Consider the following 19,456-nt stretch of genomic DNA (forward strand, 5'->3'; position numbering starts at 1 on the left):
GGTCGAGATTAAATTTTTGTCGGTTCAACGATATTGCAGGAAGACGTTCTCACGCCCGAACTGGTCACGCAGCGCCTGAATCAGCCCATCGGCTGGGTCGATCGCCCACTGCTCGCCAAACTGCAGCATGGCCTTGGCGTCGCTGCCGGTGTACTCCAGCGTGATCGGGCAAGCACCGCGATGGCGGGTGATCAACTCGCCCAGCCATTTCAGCCGGTCGCCCTTCAGTGCGTCGTGCGCCACCTTCAGGCGCAGGCTCTCGGCCAGCTTGGTGCGCGCGTCTTCCATGGTCATCACCTGCTTCACCCGCAGGCGCAAGCCCCCGGAGAAGTCGTCATTGCTGACCTCGCCTTCCACCACCACCATGGCATCGGTCTGCAGCAAGGACTGTGCCGCCATGAAGGCATCGGCAAACAGCGATGCCTCGATCCGTCCGGAACGGTCATCCAGGGTGACGAAGCCCATCTTGTCGCCCTTCTTGTTCTTCATCACCCGCAAGGCAATGATCATGCCCGCGATGGTCTGGGTTTCGCGCGACGGCTTGAGGTCGACGATGCGCTGGCGGGCGAAGCGGCGGATCTCGGTCTCGTACTCGTCGATCGGGTGGCCGGTGAGGTAGAGGCCAAGGGTGTCTTTCTCCCCCTTCAGACGCTCCTTGAGGGTGAGCTCGCGCACCTTGCGATGGTTGGCATAGACGTCGACATCTGCCGCGTCGAACATGCTGCCGAACAGGTCGACATGACCACTGTCAGCGGTATGCGCAGCCTGCTCGGCTGCCTTGATGGCCTCGCCCAGCGCCGACAGCAAGGTTGCCCGGTTGATGTCGATGTTGGCGTGGTAGGCCTTGATCTCGTCATGGAAGTGCGGGCCAAGGCGGTCCAACGCGCCACTGCGCACCAGCGCATCAAGGGTACGCTTGTTGACCCGCTTGAGGTCGATGCGTTCACAGAAATCGAACAGGTCCTTGAACGGACCGCCTTGGGCACGGGCCTCGACAATCGCCTCCACCGGGCCTTCGCCGACACCCTTGATGGCGCCAAGGCCGTAGACGATACGGCCGTCGTTGTTGACGGTGAACTTGAAGTCCGAGAAGTTCACGTCCGGCGCGTCGAGGCGCAGCTTCATGCTGCGCACCTCTTCCACCAGCACCACCACCTTGTCGGTGTTGTGCATATCCGCCGACAGGACCGCAGCCATGAACGGCGCCGGGTAGTGGGTTTTCAGCCAGGCGGTCTGGTACGACACCAGGCCATAGGCGGCGGAGTGGGATTTGTTGAAGCCGTAGCCCGCGAACTTCTCTACCAGGTCGAAGATGTTACCGGCGAGGTCCGCATCGATATTGTTGGCTACGCAACCCTCGATGAAACCACCGCGCTGCTTGGCCATTTCCTCGGGCTTTTTCTTACCCATGGCCCGGCGTAGCATGTCGGCGCCACCCAGGGTGTAACCCGCCATGACCTGGGCGATCTGCATCACCTGTTCCTGGTACAGGATGATGCCGTAGGTCGGCGCCAGTACCGGCTTGAGGCCTTCGTACTGGTAGTCGGAGTGCGGGTAGGCCAGCTCGGCGCGGCCGTGCTTGCGGTTGATGAAGTCGTCCACCATGCCCGATTGCAGCGGGCCCGGGCGGAACAGCGCAACCAGTGCAATCAGGTCTTCCAGGCAGTCGGGCTTGAGCTTCTTGATCAGCTCCTTCATGCCACGCGATTCAAGCTGGAACACCGCCGTGGTTTCGGCCTTCTGCAGCAGCTCGTAAGTCTTGCGGTCGTCCAGCGGGATGAAGTCGATGTTGAGGTCGGGCAGGTTCTTCTTGGCCTGCTCGCGGTTGATGATCTCCATCGCCCACTTGATGATGGTCAAGGTACGCAGGCCGAGGAAGTCGAACTTCACCAGGCCGGCGGCCTCGACGTCATCCTTGTCGAACTGGGTTACCAGGCCACCACCCTCTTCATCACAGGCGATCGGCGAAAAGTCGGTGAGCTTGGTCGGTGCGATAACCACACCACCGGCGTGCTTGCCGGTACCCCGGGTCACACCCTCCAGCTTCAGGGCCATGTCCCAGATTTCACGGGCGTCTTCGTCGCCCTTGAGGAAGTCACGCAGGATTTCTTCCTGCTCGTAGGCCTTCTCCAGGGTCATGCCCACTTCGAAGGGGATCATCTTCGACAGGCGGTCGGCCAGGCCATAGGATTTGCCTTGCACCCGCGCCACGTCACGCACCACCGCCTTGGCGGCCATGGTACCGAAGGTGATGATCTGGCTCACCGCATTACGGCCGTAGGCCTCGGCCACGTAGTCGATCACCCGGTCACGGCCGTCCATGCAGAAGTCGACGTCGAAGTCGGGCATGGAAATACGTTCAGGGTTGAGGAAGCGCTCGAACAGCAGGTCGTAGGCCAGCGGGTCGAGATCGGTGATCTTCAGTACATAGGCCACCAGCGAGCCAGCGCCCGAACCGCGGCCCGGGCCAACCGGTACGTCGTTGTTCTTGGCCCACTTGATGAAGTCCATAACAATCAGGAAGTAACCGGGGAAGCCCATCTGGATGATGATATCCAGTTCGAACTTCAGGCGGTCCAGGTAAACCTGACGCTTTTCTTCGTAATTGGGCGTGGTCTCTTTCGGCCACAGCACGGCCAGGCGCTCTTCCAGGCCTTCGTGGGCCACATGCCGCAGGTAGTCGTCGATGCCCATGCCGTTGGGCGTGGGGAAGTCAGGCAGGAAGTACTTGCCCAGCTGCACCTGGATGTTGCAGCGCTTGGCAATCTCGACGGTGTTGGCGATGGCGTCGGGCAGGTCACTGAAGAGCTCGGCCATTTCCTCGGCCGACTTCAGGTACTGCTGGTCGCTGTAGCAACGCGGACGGCGCGGGTCATCGAGGGTCCAGCCCTCGCCAATGCATACGCGGGTTTCGTGGGCGTCGAAGTCCGTCTGCTTGATGAAGCGTACGTCGTTGGTAGCCACCAGCGGGGCGCCAAGCTTGTCGGCCAATGCCACCGCCGCGTGCACGTATTCTTCGTCGCGTGCCCGATTGGTGCGCTGCACTTCAACATAGAAGCGCTCGGGGAACATGCCCATCCAGTCTTGAAGAAGCGCTTCGGCTTCGTCTTGCCGACCCGCCAGCAGCGCCATGCCAATGTCGCCTTCCTTGCCCGCGGACAGGGCAATCAGGCCCTCGCTGGCCGGGGCGATCCATTCACGCTGGAGGATGACCAGGCCATTGCGCTGGCCATCGGTCCAGCCGCGCGAGATCAGTTCGGTGAGGTTGCGATAGCCCTTGGGGTCCATGGCCAGGAAGCAGATGCGCGACAGCGGGGCTTCCGGGTCGGCACCGGCCAGCCACAGGTCGGCACCGCAGATCGGCTTGATGCCGGCGCCCATGGCCGTCTTGTAGAACTTCACCAGCGAGCACATGTTGCTCTGATCGGTGATCGCGACCGCCGGCATGTTCATCCCGGTCAGCGCCTTGGCCAGCGGTTTGATCCGCACCAGGCCGTCGACCAGCGAGAATTCGGAGTGGACGCGCAGGTGAACGAAGGGAACCGACATGGAAGATCCTGTAGCAGAGCTTAACGACAAGGGCGGGATTGTAGCCTAACTAGGGGCTTTTTTTGGGCCTGCTTTGCAGCCCTTGGCGGGCACGCCCGCTCCCACAGGTACGGCCCCGCTGCTCAGACCGATGAATCCTGTGGGAGCGGGCGTGCCCGCGAAGGGCCGCAAAGCGGCCCCAATAGGTCAGATCAGGGAATCGGTGACGCCTTCGCGAGCATCCCAAGCCGCCCGCACCGGGGCGAAGGAACGCCGATGAATGGGCGTAGGCCCAAGACGCGCCAACGCCTCGAGATGCACCGGGGTCGGGTAGCCCTTGTGCCCGCCAATGCCATAACCCGGGTAGATCAGTTCGAACGCACTCATCTCCCGATCACGGGTCACCTTGGCCAGGATCGATGCCGCCGCAATGGCCGGCACCTGGCTATCCCCCTTGACCACCGGTGCTGCCGGCACCGCCAGCTTCGGGCAGCGATTGCCATCAATCAGGGCCAGCTTTGGCGTAATGTGCAAGCCCTCCACTGCCCGCTGCATGGCCAGCATGGTGGCCTGCAGGATGTTCAGGCTGTCGATTTCCTCGACTTCGGCGCGGGCGATGCAGAAGCTCAAGGCCTTTTCGCAGATCTCGTCGAACAGCGCCTCACGCCTGGCTTCGGTGAGTTTCTTCGAATCGTTCAGACCGAGAATCGGCCGCGCGGGATCAAGAATCACTGCCGCCGTTACCACCGCGCCGCACAGCGGGCCACGGCCCACTTCGTCAACGCCGGCGACCAGGTCTTCTACCAGGTTGAAGTCCAGTCCAATTTGCATGTCAGCGGTCCTTGAGCAGGGCCAGTACCGCCTCGGCCGCCTGATTGGAGGCGTCACGGCGCAGGGTGCGGTGAATTTCGTCGAAACGTTCGGTCTGCTGGCTTCCATCGCGCACCAGCGGCGCCAGGGTGTTGGCCAGCGCTTCGCTGGTAGCGTCGTCCTGCAGCAACTCGGGCACCAGCTCTCGCTGGGCCAGCAGGTTCGGCAATGACACGTAAGGGCTTTTCACCAGACGCTTGAGAATCCAGAAGGTCAAGGGCGCCAGGCGGTACGCCACCACCATCGGCCGCTTGTACAGCAACGCCTCGAGGGTGGCGGTGCCCGAGGCGATCAGCACCGCGTCACAGGCCGCCAGGGCCTGGTGCGACTGGCCATCGAGCAGGGTCAGCGGCAGGTGGCGCCCTTCAAGCATCTGTTCGATCTGGGCGCGCCGCGTGGCGTTGGCGCAGGGCAACACGAAGCGCACACCCGGCACTTGTTGGCTGAGGCGCTCGGCGGCGTCAAGGAACAACGCGCCCAGGCGCCCTACTTCGCCACCCCGGCTGCCCGGCATCAGCGCCACCACCGGCCCCTCGCCCAGGCCCAGCGCGGCGCGCGCGGCCGGGCGGTCGGCTTCAAGCGGTATGGTGTCTGCCAGCGGGTGGCCGACAAAACGCACTGGCACACCCTGCTCTTCGTAGAACCGCGCCTCGAACGGCAGCAGCGTCAGCATCAGGTCGCAGCCTTCGCGGATCTTCAGCACGCGCTTCTGCCGCCAGGCCCACACTGACGGGCTGACATAGTGCACGGTCTTGATCCCGGCCTGGCGCAGCTTCAGCTCGATGTTGAGGGTGAAGTCAGGGGCGTCGATGCCGATGAATACGTCGGGCTTTTCTTCGATCAGGGTCTGGATCAGCAGCTTGCGGCGCTTGAGCAGCTCGCGCAGGCGCCCCAGTACTTCGACCAGTCCCATGACGGCCAGGCGCTCCATGGGGAAATAGGATTGCAGGCCCTCGGCCTCCATCAAGGGGCCGCCAACCCCGATGAAACGCACGTCGGGGTGGCGCGCCTTGAGGGCACGCATCAAGCCTGAACCAAGAATATCGCCACTGGCCTCACCGGCGACCAGCGCTACGCAAAGCTGGGCCATATCAGCGCGTGATGCCGCGAGCGGAGCTCAGGATCGACTGACGGAACAGCTCGACCTCAGGGTGTTGCGTGGCCGGTTCGGCCAGCTCCTTGAGCGCGTCTTCGACGGTCAGGCCCTGACGGTAGACAATCTTGTAGCAACGACGCAGCACATGGATCACCTCGTCGCTGAAACCGCGGCGGCGCATGCCCTCGAAGTTCATGCTGCGGGCTTCGGCGGGGCTGCCGAACACGGTAACGAAGGCCGGAACGTCCTTGCCAATGGCCGTGCCCATGCCGGAAAACGCGTGGGCGCCAATATGGCAGTACTGGTGAACCAGGGTGTAACCGGACAGGATCGCCCAGTCACCCACATGTACATGACCTGCCAACGCCGTGTTGTTGACCAGGATGCAGTGGTTGCCGATGACACTGTCGTGGCCAATGTGGGCATAGGCCATAATCAGGTTATGGTCACCCACGGTGGTTTCCGCGCGGTCCTGAACAGTACCGCGGTGGATGGTCACCCCTTCGCGAATCACATTGTGATCACCGATCACCAGGCGCGTCGGCTCACCCTTGTACTTCAGGTCCGGGGTGTCTTCACCGATCGAGGAAAACTGAAAGATACGGTTGTGCTTGCCGATGCGGGTCGGGCCTTTGAGCACAACATGCGGGCCGATAACGGTGCCCTCCCCGATTTCTACATCAGGGCCAACGATCGACCAAGGGCCGACCTCGACGCCGTCGGCCAGCTTGGCCGACGGATCGATAATGGCCCGAGGATCAATCGAATTCATAGGGAGCGTTCCGCGCAGGTGATTTCTGCCGAGCAGACCGGCTTGCCATCGACAAGGGCGCGGCACTCGAACTTCCAGATCATGCTTTTACGGCTGAGGAACTTGGCTTCCAGCACAAGCTGGTCACCCGGCAGAACCGGCTGACGGAAACGCAGTTTGTCGGAACCGACAAAGTAGTACAGGGTGCCATCGGCCGGCTTGGCATCGAGCATCTTGAAACCAAGGATGCCGGCCGCCTGGGCCATGGCTTCGATGATCAGGACACCCGGCATGATCGGGTGTGCCGGGAAGTGGCCATTGAAAAACGGCTCATTGATGCTGACATTCTTGTAGGCACGAATGCTCTGGGCCTCGAAGTCCAGATCCGTCACACGGTCTACCAGCAGAAACGGGTAGCGGTGAGGCAGGTATTCGCGAATCTCGTTGATGTCCATCATTTCGGTGGGGAAGCCTGTAATAAGAATAGGGAGCGCAGGTGCTGACCACACGCTCCTTTTGCAATCCAAAGAGGAGCCAGCTAGCGACTGTTCACTCTTGCTCAGGGAATGGTATCAGCCTTCTGATGTCGGCAGGCCACCTGAGGTCACGGTATCGACGCGTTTTTCCAGCTGCTGGAGACGCTTGGCCATGTCGTCCAGGTGGCGGATACGCGCGGCGCTCTTGCGCCAGTCAGCCAGCGGCTGCATGGCAGTGCCGGAAGAATAGGAACCCGGTTCAGTGATCGAACGGGTAACCATGGTCATTCCGGAAACGAAAACGTTATCGCAAATATCGATGTGCCCAACCAGCCCCACACCCCCGGCCAGCATGCAGTGCTTGCCGATGCGCGTGCTGCCGGAGATTCCGACGCAAGCGGCCATGGCAGTGTGATCACCGATCTGCACGTTGTGAGCGATCTGGATCTGGTTATCCAGCTTGACCCCGTCGCCGATCCGGGTGTCGGACAGCGCGCCACGGTCAACAGCAGTATTTACGCCGATCTCCACGTCATCACCAATGGTGACGCCGCCGATCTGCGCAATCTTGCGCCAGATGCCCTTCTCGTTGGCAAAGCCGAAGCCCTCGCCGCCGATCACGGCACCCGACTGGATGACCACACGCTTACCGATGGTCACGTCGTGATACAGCGTGACCCGCGGTGCCAGCCAACCACCTTCACCGACCACACTGCGGGCACCGATGAAGCAGTGTGCGCCGATGCTGACGTTGGCGCCGATGCGCGCACCACTTTCGATGACCGCGAACGGCCCGATGCTGGCGCTGGCGTCCACCTGGGCATCTTCCGCCACCACGGCGCTGGGATGTATTCCCGCCTCAGCCTTGGGTTTGGGATCGAACAGGTGGGAAATCCGCGCGTAAGCCAGGTACGGGTCCGCCACGATCAGGGTATTGCCGGCAAAGCTTTCGGCATCCGCAGCCTTGAGCAGCACCGCGCCGGCCTGGCTGTTATCCAGGTACTTGCGGTACTGCGGGTTGGCGAGGAAGCTCAACTGCGTCGGGCCAGCCTCCTGCAAGGTGGCCAACCCGGTAATCTGCAGCGCCTCGGGCCCCTTGAGGGTAGCTCCGAGTACCTCGGCCAGCTGGCCTAGCGTCATGGTCACACTCATATCAACGGGCTTGGTTCATGCGCTCGATGACTTGGCGGGTGATGTCGTACTGAGGTTTGACATCGATGACCGCACCACGCTCGAGGACCAGGTCGTAGCCGCCCTTCTTGATCACTTCCTCGACAGCACCATCCAGCTTCGGCTTCAGTTGCTTGAGCATGTCGCGATCAGCAACGGCCTTGGCTTCGTTCAGTTCCTTGGACTGGAACTGGAAATCGCGGGCCTTTTGCTTGAACTCGAGCTCCAGGCGCTCACGCTCCTGCTGCTGCATCTTGTCGCCGCCCTTGATCAGGCGGTCCTGGATGCCCTTGGCACTGCTTTCCAGGCTTTTCAGCTTGGTCAGTTGCGGACCGAATTTCTTCTCGGCATCAACCGCATACTTCTTGGCGGCATCCGACTCGAGCAGGGCCATCTGGTAGTTCAGGACGGCAACCTTCATTTCGGCGAAAGCCGGGGTGGCTACCAACGCCGCGGCCACTACGGCCAATTGAGCCAATTTACGCACGATGCACTCCTGGATAAACCGTTGTCATTAAGCAAGGGCCGACCTTAGAAGGTCTGGCCCAGAGAGAATTGGAACACCTGGGTATCGGCATCGTCCGGCTTCTTGACCGGCATTGCCAGGCTGAAGCTCAGCGGGCCCAGTGCGGTAATCCAGGTCACGCCCAGGCCGACCGAACTGGCCATGCCCGAGAACCCGACCTTCTCGCAATCAGGTTTGTTGCCGCAATTGGTGTCGAACACGTTACCCACGTCCCAGAACACAGAGGTGCGCAGTGAACGCTGGTCCTTGACGAACGGCAGCGGGAACAGCAGTTCGGCACCGCCCTGCACCAGCACGTTACCACCAAACGGCAACGGATCCTGATCCGGGTCGGCGATGGTGCCTGGCTTGCCACCTGCGGCCTCGCCGATGCTCGGGGTACTGCGTGGGCCCAGGCTGCTGTCCTTGAAGCCACGGACGGAGTTGAAACCACCCGCGAAATAGTTCTCGTAGAACGGCAGACCGGAGGTGCTGCCGTAACCATCACCATAGCCCAGCTCGGTATGCAGGCGCAGGGTGTAGTCGCTGGTGATCGGCTTGAACAGCTGGCCACGGTAGTCAAGCTTGAAGAACGACAGGTCGCTGCCCGGAACGGTGGACTCCAGGGTCAGGCTTTGCGAGTGACCACGGGTGGCCAGTACGCCTTTGTTCAGGGTCGACTCGGACCAACCGATCGAGGCCTTGAAGTTCAGGAAGTTGTCACCCTCCTGCTCGAGGAAATCGAAGATCTCGTCGACGGTGTATTTGCCGGTCTTGATCTTGTCCTGCTGCACGCTCAGGCCGTAGGTCAGGCGCGAGGTTTCGCTGATCGGGTAGCCCAGGCTGACGCCGGCACCGTAGCTGTCCACCGCATAGCTGGCAACGTCGACGTCGAGGTCGTCGTAATCGGTGCTGCGGTAGAAGGCGTTGTAGCCCAGGCTGACGCCATCGGCGGTGAAGTAGGGATCAACGAAACCGAAGTTGTAACGGGTCTGGTATTCCGAACGGGTCAGGCCGATGGATACCTTGTTACCGGTACCGAGGAAGTTGCTCTGGCTGATCGAACCACCCAGGATCAGGCCGGCGCTCTGGGCGAAACCGACGCTGGCGGTGATCGAGCCGGAGGCCTGCTCTTCGACGCTGTAGTTGACGTCGACCTGGTCGTCGGTGCCAGGCACCTGCGGGGTCTCGACGTTGACTTCCTTGAAGAAGCCCAGGCGCTCAAGACGGGTCTTGGACTGGTCGATCAGGTAGGTCGACGCCCAGCCGCCTTCCATCTGGCGCATTTCGCGACGCAGCACTTCGTCTTCGGTCTTGGTGTTGCCGCGGTAGTTGATGCGGTTGACGTAGGCACGCTTGCCCGGGTCGACCACGAACATGATGTCGACCGTGTGGTCCTGGTCGTTGGGTTGCGGCACGCCGTTGACGTTGGCGAAGGTGTAGCCTTCGTTACCCAGGCGACGGGTGATCAGCTCGGACGTGGTGGTCATCACCTTGCGCGAGAATACCTGCCCCGGCTGCACCAGCAGCAGCGACTTGACCTGGTCTTCCGGCACCTTGAGGTCACCGGACAGCTTCACGTCGCGAACGGTGTATTTCTCGCCTTCGTTGATATTGACGGTGATGTAGACGTGCTTCTTGTCCGGCGTGATGGACACCTGGGTGGAGGCGATGTCCATGTTGATGTAGCCGCGGTCCAGGTAGTAGGAACGCAGGCGCTCCAGGTCACCGGAGAGTTTTTCACGGGCGTACTTGTCGTCGTTCTTGAAGAACGACAGCCAGTTGGTGGTCTTCAGCTCGAACAGCTGCCCCAGGGTCTCATCATCGAATACGTTGTTGCCAACGATGTTGATGTGCTGGATGGCGGCGACGGTGCCTTCGTTGATCTTGATCTTCAGGGCCACACGGTTGCGCGGCTGCGGCACCACTTCGGCGTCGACCTCGGCCGAGTAGCGCCCCTGGGCCACGTACTGGCGCTGCAGCTCGTTACGCACACCTTCGAGGGTGGCACGCTGGAAGATCTCACCTTCGGCCAGGCCCGATTGCTTCAGGCCCTTCATCAGGTCTTCGGTGCTGATCGCCTTGTTGCCTTCAATCTCGATGCTCGACACCGACGGGCGCTCGACCACGTTGATGATCAGCACATTGCCATCGCGGCTCAACTGGATGTCCTGGAAGAACCCGGTCTTGAACAGGGAACGAGTCGAGTCCACCAGGCGGCGGTCGTCAGCCTGGTCGCCAACGTTCAGTGGCAAGGCACCGAACACACTGCCAGCGGAAACCCGCTGCAGGCCGTTGACGCGAATATCGGAGATGGTGAAGGACTCGGCGTGAACTTCAGCGATCATCAGTGCGGACATGACCGCAGTTAGCAGCAGACGTTTCATGAAGTCCTTTTATTCCAACTGGCAATAAACAACCTGCCGTCACAGAACGGCAGGTTCGCAATTGAGCGAAGCTTTATAGTCGACCCAGATCGTTGATCAGGGCGAGCAACATCACCCCTATGACCAAACTGATACCGATCTGAACCCCCCAACCTTGCACCCGATCCGACAGCGGACGACCGCGCGCCCACTCGACCAGGTAAAACAGCAAATGCCCCCCGTCCAGTACTGGAATGGGCAGCAGGTTAAGAACCCCCAGGCTTATGCTCAGGTAGGCCAGGAAATTCAGGAAATCCCCCACGCCGGACTGGGCTGAAGCGCCCGCCACTTTAGCAATGGTTATCGGTCCACTCAAGTTTTTTACCGAGAGCTCCCCGAACAGCATTTTCTTCAGCGATTCAAGGGTCAGGACGCTCATGTTCCAGGTACGCGACAAGCTCTCACCCACCGCATCCAGCGGGCCATAGCTGATTTCGCGGAGCATGTTGGCAGGCCATTCGCCACCTTTGACACCAGCGCCGAGATAGCCACCGACTGCCTTGCCCTCCCCCTTGCGGGCCAAGGTCACCGGCAGCTCCAGGGCAGCGCCGTCGCGCTCCACTCGCACCACGACCTTGGCATCCGGGCGGGCGCGCACGCGGTCGACTACCTGCTGCCATTCGGTAACCGCCACATGATCCAGAGCCAGCAGCTTGTCACCGGTTTTCAGGCCCGCAGCGGCAGCCGGCCCCTTCGGATCGATCTCGGCCAGCACCGGGGTGATCGCCGGGCGCCAAGGGCGCAGCCCCAGGGATTGAATCGGGTCCGGCTCGTCGGCGCCCTTGAGCCAACTGTCCAGCTTGACCTGCAGCTGGCGCTCGGCGCTGGCGCCCTCATCGCGCACGCCAATCTGCAAGGTACCGCTCTCGCCCAGACGACGAACCAGCTGCAAATTGACCGCCGACCAACCGTTGGTCGGCTTGCCATCTACAGAAACAATTTCCTGACCCGCGGTCAGCCCTGCAGATGCTGCCAGGCTGCCACTGTCGACCGCGCCGATAACCGGGCGGACTTGCTGGGTACCCAGCATCGCCAGCACCCAGAAAAACAGGATAGCCAGCAGAAAATTGGCGATCGGGCCTGCCGCGACAATCGCAATACGCTGGCGCACCGACTTGCGGTTGAACGACTGCCCGGCCAGCGCTGGCGGCACATCGCCTTCGCGCTCGTCGAGCATCTTGACGTAGCCACCCAGAGGAATGGCCGCAACAACGAACTCGGTGCCGTGGCGGTCATGCCACCGCAGCAGCGGCGTGCCGAAACCCACCGAGAAACGCAGCACCTTGACGCCGCAGCGGCGCGCCACCCAGAAGTGACCGAATTCGTGGAAAGTGACCAGCACACCCAGAGCCACGAGGGTGCCGATAATCATGTAGAGCGCTGTCATGTCCATCTCCGAATGATGTTCAGCGGGCCGGCATCCTGCCCAGCCCCCTCACGAACCTTGGCGGGCCTGCATCAGCGGCCGTGACGCCTCAGCCACTCACGGGAAAGCTCCCGGGCACGCTGATCGGCGGCAAATACCGCATCCAGCGACGGCAGCGGTACGACGGGTTCCTGGTCGAGTACCTGTTCGATCATACCCGCGATCTCCGGGAAGCGGATGCGCCGTTCAAGAAATGCCTGGACCGCGACTTCGTTGGCCGCATTGAGCACGGCAGGCGCGCTGTTGCCGGCCTCGGCAGCCTGCCGCGCAAGGCGCAGGCAAGGGAAGCGTTGTTCGTCGGGCGCCTGGAAATCCAGACGGGCGATGGCGAACAGGTCCAGAGGGGCAACCCCGGAATCGATCCGTTCCGGCCAGGCCAACGCGTTGGCGATTGGCGTACGCATGTCCGGGTTGCCCAACTGCGCGAGTACCGAACCGTCCACGTAGTCGACCAGCGAGTGGATCACGCTCTGCGGGTGCACCACCACCTCAACCTTGGACGGCACGGCATCGAACAACCAGCAGGCTTCGATCAACTCGAGGCCTTTGTTCATCATGCTGGCCGAATCCACGGAGATCTTGCGCCCCATGGACCAGTTGGGGTGCGCACAGGCTTGCTCCGGAGTCACGTCCAGCAGCGCCTCGACCGGCGTTTCGCGGAACGGCCCGCCGGACGCGGTAAGCAGGATCCGGCGCACACCGACAGCACTCAGGCCACGGGCGTAGTCGCCTGGCATGCACTGGAAGATAGCGTTGTGTTCGCTGTCGATCGGCAGCAGCACGGCACCCTTTTGCCGCACCGCCTCCATGAACAGTGCGCCGGACATCACAAGTGCTTCCTTGTTGGCCAGCAACACCTTCTTGCCTGCCTCGACCGCCGCCAGCGTGGGGCGCAGGCCGGCAGCACCGACAATGGCTGCCATCACTGCATCCACTTCAGCGGCCGACGCCACCTGGCAAAGCCCGGCCTCACCTTCCAGTACCTCGGTGGTGCAACCGGCCGCAGCCAGACTCGCACGCAACCTCACCGCCGCCTCAGTGCTCGGCACCACAGCGAATGCCGGGCGATGACGCACACATAAGGCCAACAGCTCGTCGATGCGCGAATAGCCAGTGAGGGCAAACGCTTGATAACGGTCAGGATGACGCGCAATCACATCCAGCGTGCTCAGGCCAATGGAGCCGGTGGCCCCGAGTACGGTAATACGCTGCGGGCGACTCACATCACACCCCATTCGGCAGCCCACAACAGGACGGCGAAGATCGGGATTGCCGCAGTCAGGCTGTCAATGCGATCGAGCACACCCCCATGCCCGGGCAACAGATTGCTGCTGTCCTTGATACCGGAGCGACGCTTGAACATGCTCTCGGTCAGGTCACCGACCACCGAGGACATCACCAGCAACGCAGCGCCCAACAGGCCCAGCAGGATCTGACCAAAGCCCCAGTCGCGGCTGATGCCGACACCCAGGGTAATCAACAGGCTGACCGCCAGGCCACCGTACACGCCTTCCCAGCTCTTGCCCGGACTGACCTGCGGAGCCAGCTTGCGCTTGCCGAATGCCCGGCCAGAGAAGTACGCACCGATGTCCGCGGCCCACACCAGCACCATGACGGACAGGATCAGCCAGTTGCCCAGGGGCCAGTGCTTGAGCAGCACCAACCCTTGCCAGGCCGGCAGCAACACCAGCAGGCCGATCAGCAACCGACAGGCAGCACTGGCCCACAGGTCGCTGCTGCGCGGGTAGGTAAGCACCAGCCAGGTGGCCAGCCCCCACCAGATCACCGCAGCGCCCAGTACCCAGGGCGCCAGTTCCGGAAGGATGTACAGCAGCATCAGCGCCCCCGCGACCACCGCTGCATAGGCAATGCGCAGCGGCTGGGCCATCAGCCCGGCAAGGCGTGCCCACTCCCAGGCACCGAGGGTCACTACGAAGCCGATGAACAGGGCGAAATCCCCGCCATTGAGCAGGAAGAAACCACCCAGCGCGACCGGCAGCAGGATCAGCGCAGTAATGATGCGTTGTTTAAGCATTAAGCACGAGCTCCAGCCTCGACCTGCTCGCTGGTCTTACCGAAGCGGCGCTGGCGCGAAGCGAAATCGGCCAGGGCATTGCGCATGGCCTCGTGTTTGAAGTCCGGCCAGTAGAGGTCGGAGAAATACAACTCGGCATAGGCCAGCTGCCACAACAGGAAATTGCTGATGCGGTGCTCGCCACCGGTGCGAATGCACAGGTCCGGTAGCGGCAGGTCGCCGGTTGCCAGACAGGTCTGCAGCAGGCCCGGCGTGATGTCTTCCGGGCGCAGGTGCCCGGCTTGCACTTCCCGCGCCAGCCGCTGGGCAGCCTGGGCGATGTCCCACTGGCCACCGTAGTTGGCTGCTATCTGCAGAATGAAGCGGTTGTTGCCAGCGGTCACTGCCTCGGCCTCGCGCATGGCGGCCTGCAGCTCAGGATGGAAACGCGAACGGTCGCCGATGATGCGCAGGCTGATATTGTTCTCGTCAAGGCGCTTGGCCTCACGGCGCAGCGCCGAGAAGAACAGCTCCATCAGCGCACCGACCTCTTCGGCAGGGCGCTGCCAGTTCTCGCTGGAGAAGGCGAACAGGGTCAGTACCTCGACCCCTGACTTGGCACAGACTTCGATGACCGCGCGAACGGCATCCACACCCGCCTTGTGCCCGGCCACGCCGGGCAGCAGGCGTTTTTTCGCCCAGCGGTTGTTGCCATCCATGATGATCGCGACATGACGCGGCACCGAGGACGGCGCCGCTGGCTTGGTCTTTTCCATTAAAAAACCCCGGCCTTAGACGGCCATCAGGTCCTTTTCCTTGGCTTTGAAGGCAGCATCCACTTCGGCGACGAACTTGTCGGTCAGCTTCTGGATCTCGTCCGCGGCGCGACGCTCTTCGTCTTCGCTGATTTCCTTGTCCTTGGTCAGCTTTTTCAGGTCAGCCAGGGCGTCGCGGCGCACGTTGCGCACGGCTACCTTGGCATCCTCGGCAACACCGCTGGCCTGCTTGGTGTAGCCCTTGCGGGTTTCCTCGGTCAGGGCCGGCATCGGCACACGGATGGTGGTACCGGCGCTGGACGGGTTAAGGCCCAGATCGGAGGTGAGGATGGCCTTTTCGATGGCAGCGCTGAGGTTCTTGTCGTGAGCGACGATCTTCAGGGTGCGGGCATCTTCGACGGTGATCGCGGCGACCTGGTTCAGCGGCATTTCGCTACCCCAGGCGGTAACCTTGACGCTGTCCAGGATGCTTGGGTGAGCGCGACCGGTGCGGATTGCAGCCAGGTTGCGGGACAGGGCTTCGATGGACTTGCCCATGCGCTCCTGCGCGTCTTTCTTGATGTCGTTGATCATGCTTGGCCTTCCTCGATCAGTGTGCCTTCAGCGCCACCCACCACGATGTTCAGCAGGGCGCCAGGCTTGTTCATGTTGAATACCCGCAATGGCATCTTGTGGTCACGGCACAGGCAGATTGCGGTCAGGTCCATCACACCCAGCTTGCGATCCAGAACCTCATCGTAGGTCAGGTGATCGAATTTCTCGGCATGCGGGTCCTTGAATGGATCGGCAGTGTACACGCCATCGACCTTGGTCGCCTTCAGCACCACGTCAGCATCGATTTCGATGGCGCGCAGGCAGGCCGCGGAGTCGGTGGTGAAGAACGGGTTGCCGGTACCGGCGGAGAAAATTACCACATCCCCGGAGTTGAGGTGACGAATAGCTTTGCGGCGATCGTAATGATCGGTGACACCCACCATGGAAATGGCCGACATGACCAGGGCCGGGATGTTCGAGCGTTCCAGCGCATCGCGCATGGCCAGGCCGTTCATCACGGTAGCCAGCATCCCCATGTGGTCACCCGTGACGCGGTCCATGCCGGCTGCGCTGAGCGCGGCGCCGCGGAACAGGTTGCCACCACCGATCACCAGGCCGACCTGGACACCGATCCCTACCAGCTGGCCAACTTCAAGCGCCATGCGATCCAGCACTTTCGGGTCGATCCCGAAGTCTTCCGAGCCCATCAGGGCCTCGCCGCTAAGTTTGAGCAAAATGCGTTTATAGCGAGGTTGGCGACCACTCACCTGCTGAGCCATTGCGAGTCTCTCCTGCGGCGTACTTTTAGAAAATTCGTGCGGGCTGTTTGCAGCCTGCTAACTGTAGCGTGGCACCGCTTCGGTGCCAGCGAAGAGGGAGTCGTATAAACCCCTCCCCGTTTTGACAAAGAGGCTGCGCGCGTGAGCGGGCAGCCTCTTTGGGGCGACAGACGGGGCTGTCTTACTGCTTGGCAGCAGCGACCTGAGCGGCAACTTCAGCAGCGAAGTCGTCGACTGGCTTCTCGATGCCTTCGCCTACTTTGAAGTAGGTGAAGGAAACGATTTCAGCACCGGCTTTCTTGGCCAGCTCGCCAACCTTGATTTCCGGGTTCATGACGAAGGCTTGCTCTTTCAGCGAGGCTTCGGCCTTGAACTTGGTGATACGACCGTTGATCATGTTCTCAACGATGTTTTCCGGCTTGCCGGCGATCTTGTCGGCGTTCAGCTGCAGGAAGACATTCTTCTCGCGCTCGATGGCCTCGGCGGAGATTTCCGACGAATCCAGGAACTCAGGGTTCGAAGCTGCAACGTGCATGGCGATGTTCTTCGCCAGCTCCACGTCACCGCCTTTCAGAACGACGACAGCGCCGATCTTGTTGCCGTGCAGGTAGGCACCGACAACGTCACCCTCAACGCGCACCAGGCGACGGATGTTGACGTTCTCGCCGCACTTGGCAACCAGGGCTTCACGAGCAGCTTCACGCGAGGCGATCAGCGGAGCGGCGTCGGTCAGCTTCTGGGCGAAGGCTTCTTCGAGGCTTTCGGCCACGAAGTTCTTGAAGTCGTCTTGCAGGGCCAGGAAGTCGGTCTGCGAGTTCACTTCCAGCAGGACGGCGGATGTACCGTCGGTCTTGACGGCGATAGCGCCTTCAGCAGCGACGTTGCCAGCCTTTTTGGCGGCCTTGATGGCGCCCGAGGCACGCATGTCGTCAATGGCTTTCTCGATGTCGCCGCCGGCCTTTTCCAGGGCCTTTTTGCAATCCATCATGCCTTCGCCGGTACGCTCGCGCAGTTCTTTTACCAGCGCTGCAGTAATTGCTGCCATTTCAAAATCCTCTTGGAAAGTTTTTCAACCATTCCACCCGTCAATCACGGGCGTTCAATTCTGCAAATCCGCTGTTTTCATTTCAGCAGGCCCATGATGCGGGGCCGATGCTGACAGCAGGATTTCAAGGTGGCAAAAAGGGGGCAAAGCCCCCTTTTTGCGTGCCAAGTAGACGCTAGCGCCTATTACTCAGCAGCAGGTGCAGCCGCTTCTTCAGCGTAAACTTCGGTGCCGCCGGCAACGTTGTTGCGGCCGCGGATGACTGCGTCAGCCATCGAAGTCATGTACAGCTCGATAGCGCGAATGGCGTCATCGTTACCTGGGATGATGTAGTCAACACCTTCCGGGCTGCTGTTGGTATCGACAACGCCGATGACCGGGATACCCAGTTTGTTGGCTTCGGTGATCGCGATGCGCTCGTGATCAACGTCGATAACGAACAGAGCGTCTGGCAGACCGCCCATGTCCTTGATGCCACCCAGGCTGCGATCCAGTTTTTCCAGGTCGCGGGAGCGCATCAGGGCTTCTTTCTTGGTCAGCTTGGCGAAAGTGCCGTCTTCGGCCTGGGTTTCCAGGTCGCGCAGACGCTTGATCGAAGCGCGGATGGTCTTGTAGTTGGTCAGCATGCCGCCCAACCAACGGTGGTCAACGTACGGCGAACCGCAACGAGCGGCTTGCTCGGCGACGATCTTGCCGGCGGAACGCTTGGTGCCGACGAACAGGATCTTGTTCTTGCCCTGGGCCAGGCGTTCTACGAACGACAGAGCGTCGTTGAACATTGGCAGGGTTTTTTCCAGGTTGACGATGTGGATCTTGTTACGCGCGCCGAAAATGTACTTGCCCATTTTCGGGTTCCAGTAACGGGTCTGGTGGCCGAAGTGCACACCGGCCTTCAGCATATCGCGCATGTTGACTTGGGACATGATAGTTCCTTGATAAGTCGGGTTGGGCCTCCACGTATCCCAATGACCAACCCGCGAATTCTGCAACTCGGGGCACCCAGGTCATCGTGTCGACACGTGTGTGGGTTAAGTGCTGACGGGGTCGTCCCCGAAAGCGGCGCATTTTATACCACAGACCGCGAGCGAACGGAACCCGGATACTGTTGCGTCTGTCAGCACTTTTTGCAGCACCCCGGCTTTCGCGCCAGAATGCCAGCTGTAGACAACAGCATGGCCGCCTTTATCCCGACCGATCGGCGCCCTGCTCTGCTAGAATCCGGCCTTTCCCGTTTGTTCGCGCCGGCACGGCGCCGTAGAGAGCCTGTAATGACCGTCACCATCAAGACCGCAGAAGACATCGAGAAGATGCGCATCGCTGGCCGCCTGGCCGCCGAAGTGCTGGAAATGATCGAAGAACACGTCAAGCCCGGTGTCACCACCGAAGAGCTCGACCGCCTGTGCCACGATTATATCGTCAACGTTCAGCAGGCCATCCCGGCACCGCTCAACTACAAGGGCTACCCGAAGTCGATCTGCACCTCGATCAACCATGTGGTCTGCCACGGCATCCCCAACGACAAGCCGCTCAAGGACGGTGACACGCTCAATATCGACGTCACCGTGATCAAGGACGGCTACCACGGCGATACCAGCCGCATGTTCCACGTCGGTAACGTGCCGGTCTGGGCCGAGCGCCTGTCCAAGGTCACCCAGGAATGCATGTACAAGGCCATCGAGCTGGTCAAGCCGGGCTGCCGCCTGGGCGACATCGGTGAAGTGATCCAGAAGCACGCGGAAAAGAACGGTTTCTCGGTGGTACGCGAGTTCTGCGGTCATGGCATCGGCAAGGTGTTCCACGAAGAGCCGCAGATCCTCCACTATGGCCGCGCTGGCACGGGCATGGAGCTGAAGGAAGGCATGACCTTCACCATCGAGCCGATGATCAACCAGGGCAAGGCCGACACCAAGGTGCTGGGCGACGGCTGGACCGCCATCACCAAGGACCGCAAGCTCTCGGCCCAGTGGGAACACACTTTGGTGGTGACCGCCACTGGCTACGAGATCTTCACCCTGCGCAAGGACGACACCATCCCGCGCACTTCGGCCTGACCGCACCCC

Annotated in this window: 17 protein-coding genes; 1 reads left to right on the forward strand and 16 read right to left on the reverse strand. The window is 61.5% G+C overall.

The window, feature by feature from the left end; all coding sequences use genetic code 11:
• Positions 1 to 24: 24 nt before the first annotated feature.
• The 16 genes from dnaE to rpsB form a co-directional block, all read right to left on the reverse strand.
• Entirely contained in the window at positions 25 to 3,549 is a 3,525-nt protein-coding gene (gene dnaE, locus PRJ_RS21605; protein WP_104962434.1) for a DNA polymerase III subunit alpha, read from the reverse strand.
• A 186-nt stretch (positions 3,550 to 3,735) separates the two neighbouring features.
• Positions 3,736 to 4,359, reverse strand: a complete 624-nt coding sequence (gene rnhB / locus PRJ_RS21610; RefSeq protein WP_104962435.1) for a ribonuclease HII — start codon at positions 4,357 to 4,359, stop codon at positions 3,736 to 3,738.
• Position 4,360: 1 nt separating this feature from the next.
• Positions 4,361 to 5,488, reverse strand: a complete 1,128-nt coding sequence (gene lpxB / locus PRJ_RS21615; protein WP_104962436.1) for a lipid-A-disaccharide synthase — start codon at positions 5,486 to 5,488, stop codon at positions 4,361 to 4,363.
• Between the two features lies 1 nt (position 5,489).
• The gene (gene lpxA, locus PRJ_RS21620; RefSeq protein ID WP_010952681.1) at positions 5,490 to 6,266 is read right to left on the reverse strand and encodes an acyl-ACP--UDP-N-acetylglucosamine O-acyltransferase; all 777 of its coding nucleotides are present in this window, start codon (positions 6,264 to 6,266) and stop codon (positions 5,490 to 5,492) included.
• The gene (gene fabZ, locus PRJ_RS21625) at positions 6,263 to 6,703 is read right to left on the reverse strand and encodes a 3-hydroxyacyl-ACP dehydratase FabZ (protein ID WP_003252314.1); all 441 of its coding nucleotides are present in this window, start codon (positions 6,701 to 6,703) and stop codon (positions 6,263 to 6,265) included. The genes lpxA and fabZ overlap by 4 nt, the downstream gene beginning before the upstream one ends.
• 114 nt (positions 6,704 to 6,817) lie before the next feature.
• Entirely contained in the window at positions 6,818 to 7,873 is a 1,056-nt protein-coding gene (gene lpxD / locus PRJ_RS21630; RefSeq protein ID WP_020190323.1) for a UDP-3-O-(3-hydroxymyristoyl)glucosamine N-acyltransferase, read from the reverse strand.
• A 1-nt stretch (position 7,874) separates the two neighbouring features.
• Positions 7,875 to 8,378, reverse strand: coding sequence for an OmpH family outer membrane protein (locus tag PRJ_RS21635; RefSeq protein WP_003252311.1), 504 nt, complete (start codon positions 8,376 to 8,378; stop codon positions 7,875 to 7,877).
• Between the two features lie 44 nt (positions 8,379 to 8,422).
• Positions 8,423 to 10,783, reverse strand: a complete 2,361-nt coding sequence (gene bamA / locus PRJ_RS21640) for an outer membrane protein assembly factor BamA (protein ID WP_003252308.1) — start codon at positions 10,781 to 10,783, stop codon at positions 8,423 to 8,425.
• Positions 10,784 to 10,856: 73 nt separating this feature from the next.
• On the reverse strand, positions 10,857 to 12,209 hold the full coding sequence (rseP, locus tag PRJ_RS21645) for an RIP metalloprotease RseP (protein WP_104962913.1): 1,353 nt from the start codon (positions 12,207 to 12,209) through the stop codon (positions 10,857 to 10,859).
• A gap of 71 nt (positions 12,210 to 12,280) precedes the next feature.
• Positions 12,281 to 13,471 carry a 1-deoxy-D-xylulose-5-phosphate reductoisomerase gene (gene ispC / locus PRJ_RS21650; RefSeq protein ID WP_049587431.1) on the reverse strand — a complete coding sequence of 397 codons (1,191 nt, stop codon included), beginning with the start codon at positions 13,469 to 13,471 and terminating at the stop codon, positions 12,281 to 12,283.
• Complete coding sequence (locus PRJ_RS21655) at positions 13,468 to 14,283, reverse strand: phosphatidate cytidylyltransferase (RefSeq protein ID WP_003252301.1); 816 nt, start codon at positions 14,281 to 14,283, stop codon at positions 13,468 to 13,470. The genes ispC and PRJ_RS21655 overlap by 4 nt, the downstream gene beginning before the upstream one ends.
• Positions 14,283 to 15,038: a polyprenyl diphosphate synthase gene (gene uppS / locus PRJ_RS21660; RefSeq protein WP_010952675.1), complete on the reverse strand. Its 756-nt coding sequence runs from the start codon at positions 15,036 to 15,038 to the stop codon at positions 14,283 to 14,285. Before uppS ends, PRJ_RS21655 begins: the two co-directional genes overlap by 1 nt.
• 15 nt (positions 15,039 to 15,053) lie before the next feature.
• Positions 15,054 to 15,611, reverse strand: coding sequence for a ribosome recycling factor (frr, locus tag PRJ_RS21665; RefSeq protein ID WP_003252296.1), 558 nt, complete (start codon positions 15,609 to 15,611; stop codon positions 15,054 to 15,056).
• Positions 15,608 to 16,351 (reverse strand): UMP kinase, encoded by a 744-nt coding sequence (pyrH, locus tag PRJ_RS21670; RefSeq protein ID WP_003252294.1) that lies wholly within the window; start codon positions 16,349 to 16,351, stop codon positions 15,608 to 15,610. Before pyrH ends, frr begins: the two co-directional genes overlap by 4 nt.
• Before the next feature lie 181 nt (positions 16,352 to 16,532).
• The gene (gene tsf / locus PRJ_RS21675) at positions 16,533 to 17,396 is read right to left on the reverse strand and encodes a translation elongation factor Ts (protein WP_010952674.1); all 864 of its coding nucleotides are present in this window, start codon (positions 17,394 to 17,396) and stop codon (positions 16,533 to 16,535) included.
• Between the two features lie 185 nt (positions 17,397 to 17,581).
• Positions 17,582 to 18,319: a 30S ribosomal protein S2 gene (rpsB, locus tag PRJ_RS21680; RefSeq protein ID WP_003252287.1), complete on the reverse strand. Its 738-nt coding sequence runs from the start codon at positions 18,317 to 18,319 to the stop codon at positions 17,582 to 17,584.
• A gap of 345 nt (positions 18,320 to 18,664) precedes the next feature.
• Between rpsB and map the strand changes: the two genes are divergently transcribed.
• On the forward strand, positions 18,665 to 19,447 hold the full coding sequence (map, locus tag PRJ_RS21685) for a type I methionyl aminopeptidase (protein ID WP_003252286.1): 783 nt from the start codon (positions 18,665 to 18,667) through the stop codon (positions 19,445 to 19,447).
• Positions 19,448 to 19,456 lie beyond the last annotated feature (9 nt).

The organism is Pseudomonas sp. XWY-1, assembly GCF_002953115.1.
Lineage (GTDB): Bacteria > Pseudomonadota > Gammaproteobacteria > Pseudomonadales > Pseudomonadaceae > Aquipseudomonas > Aquipseudomonas alloputida.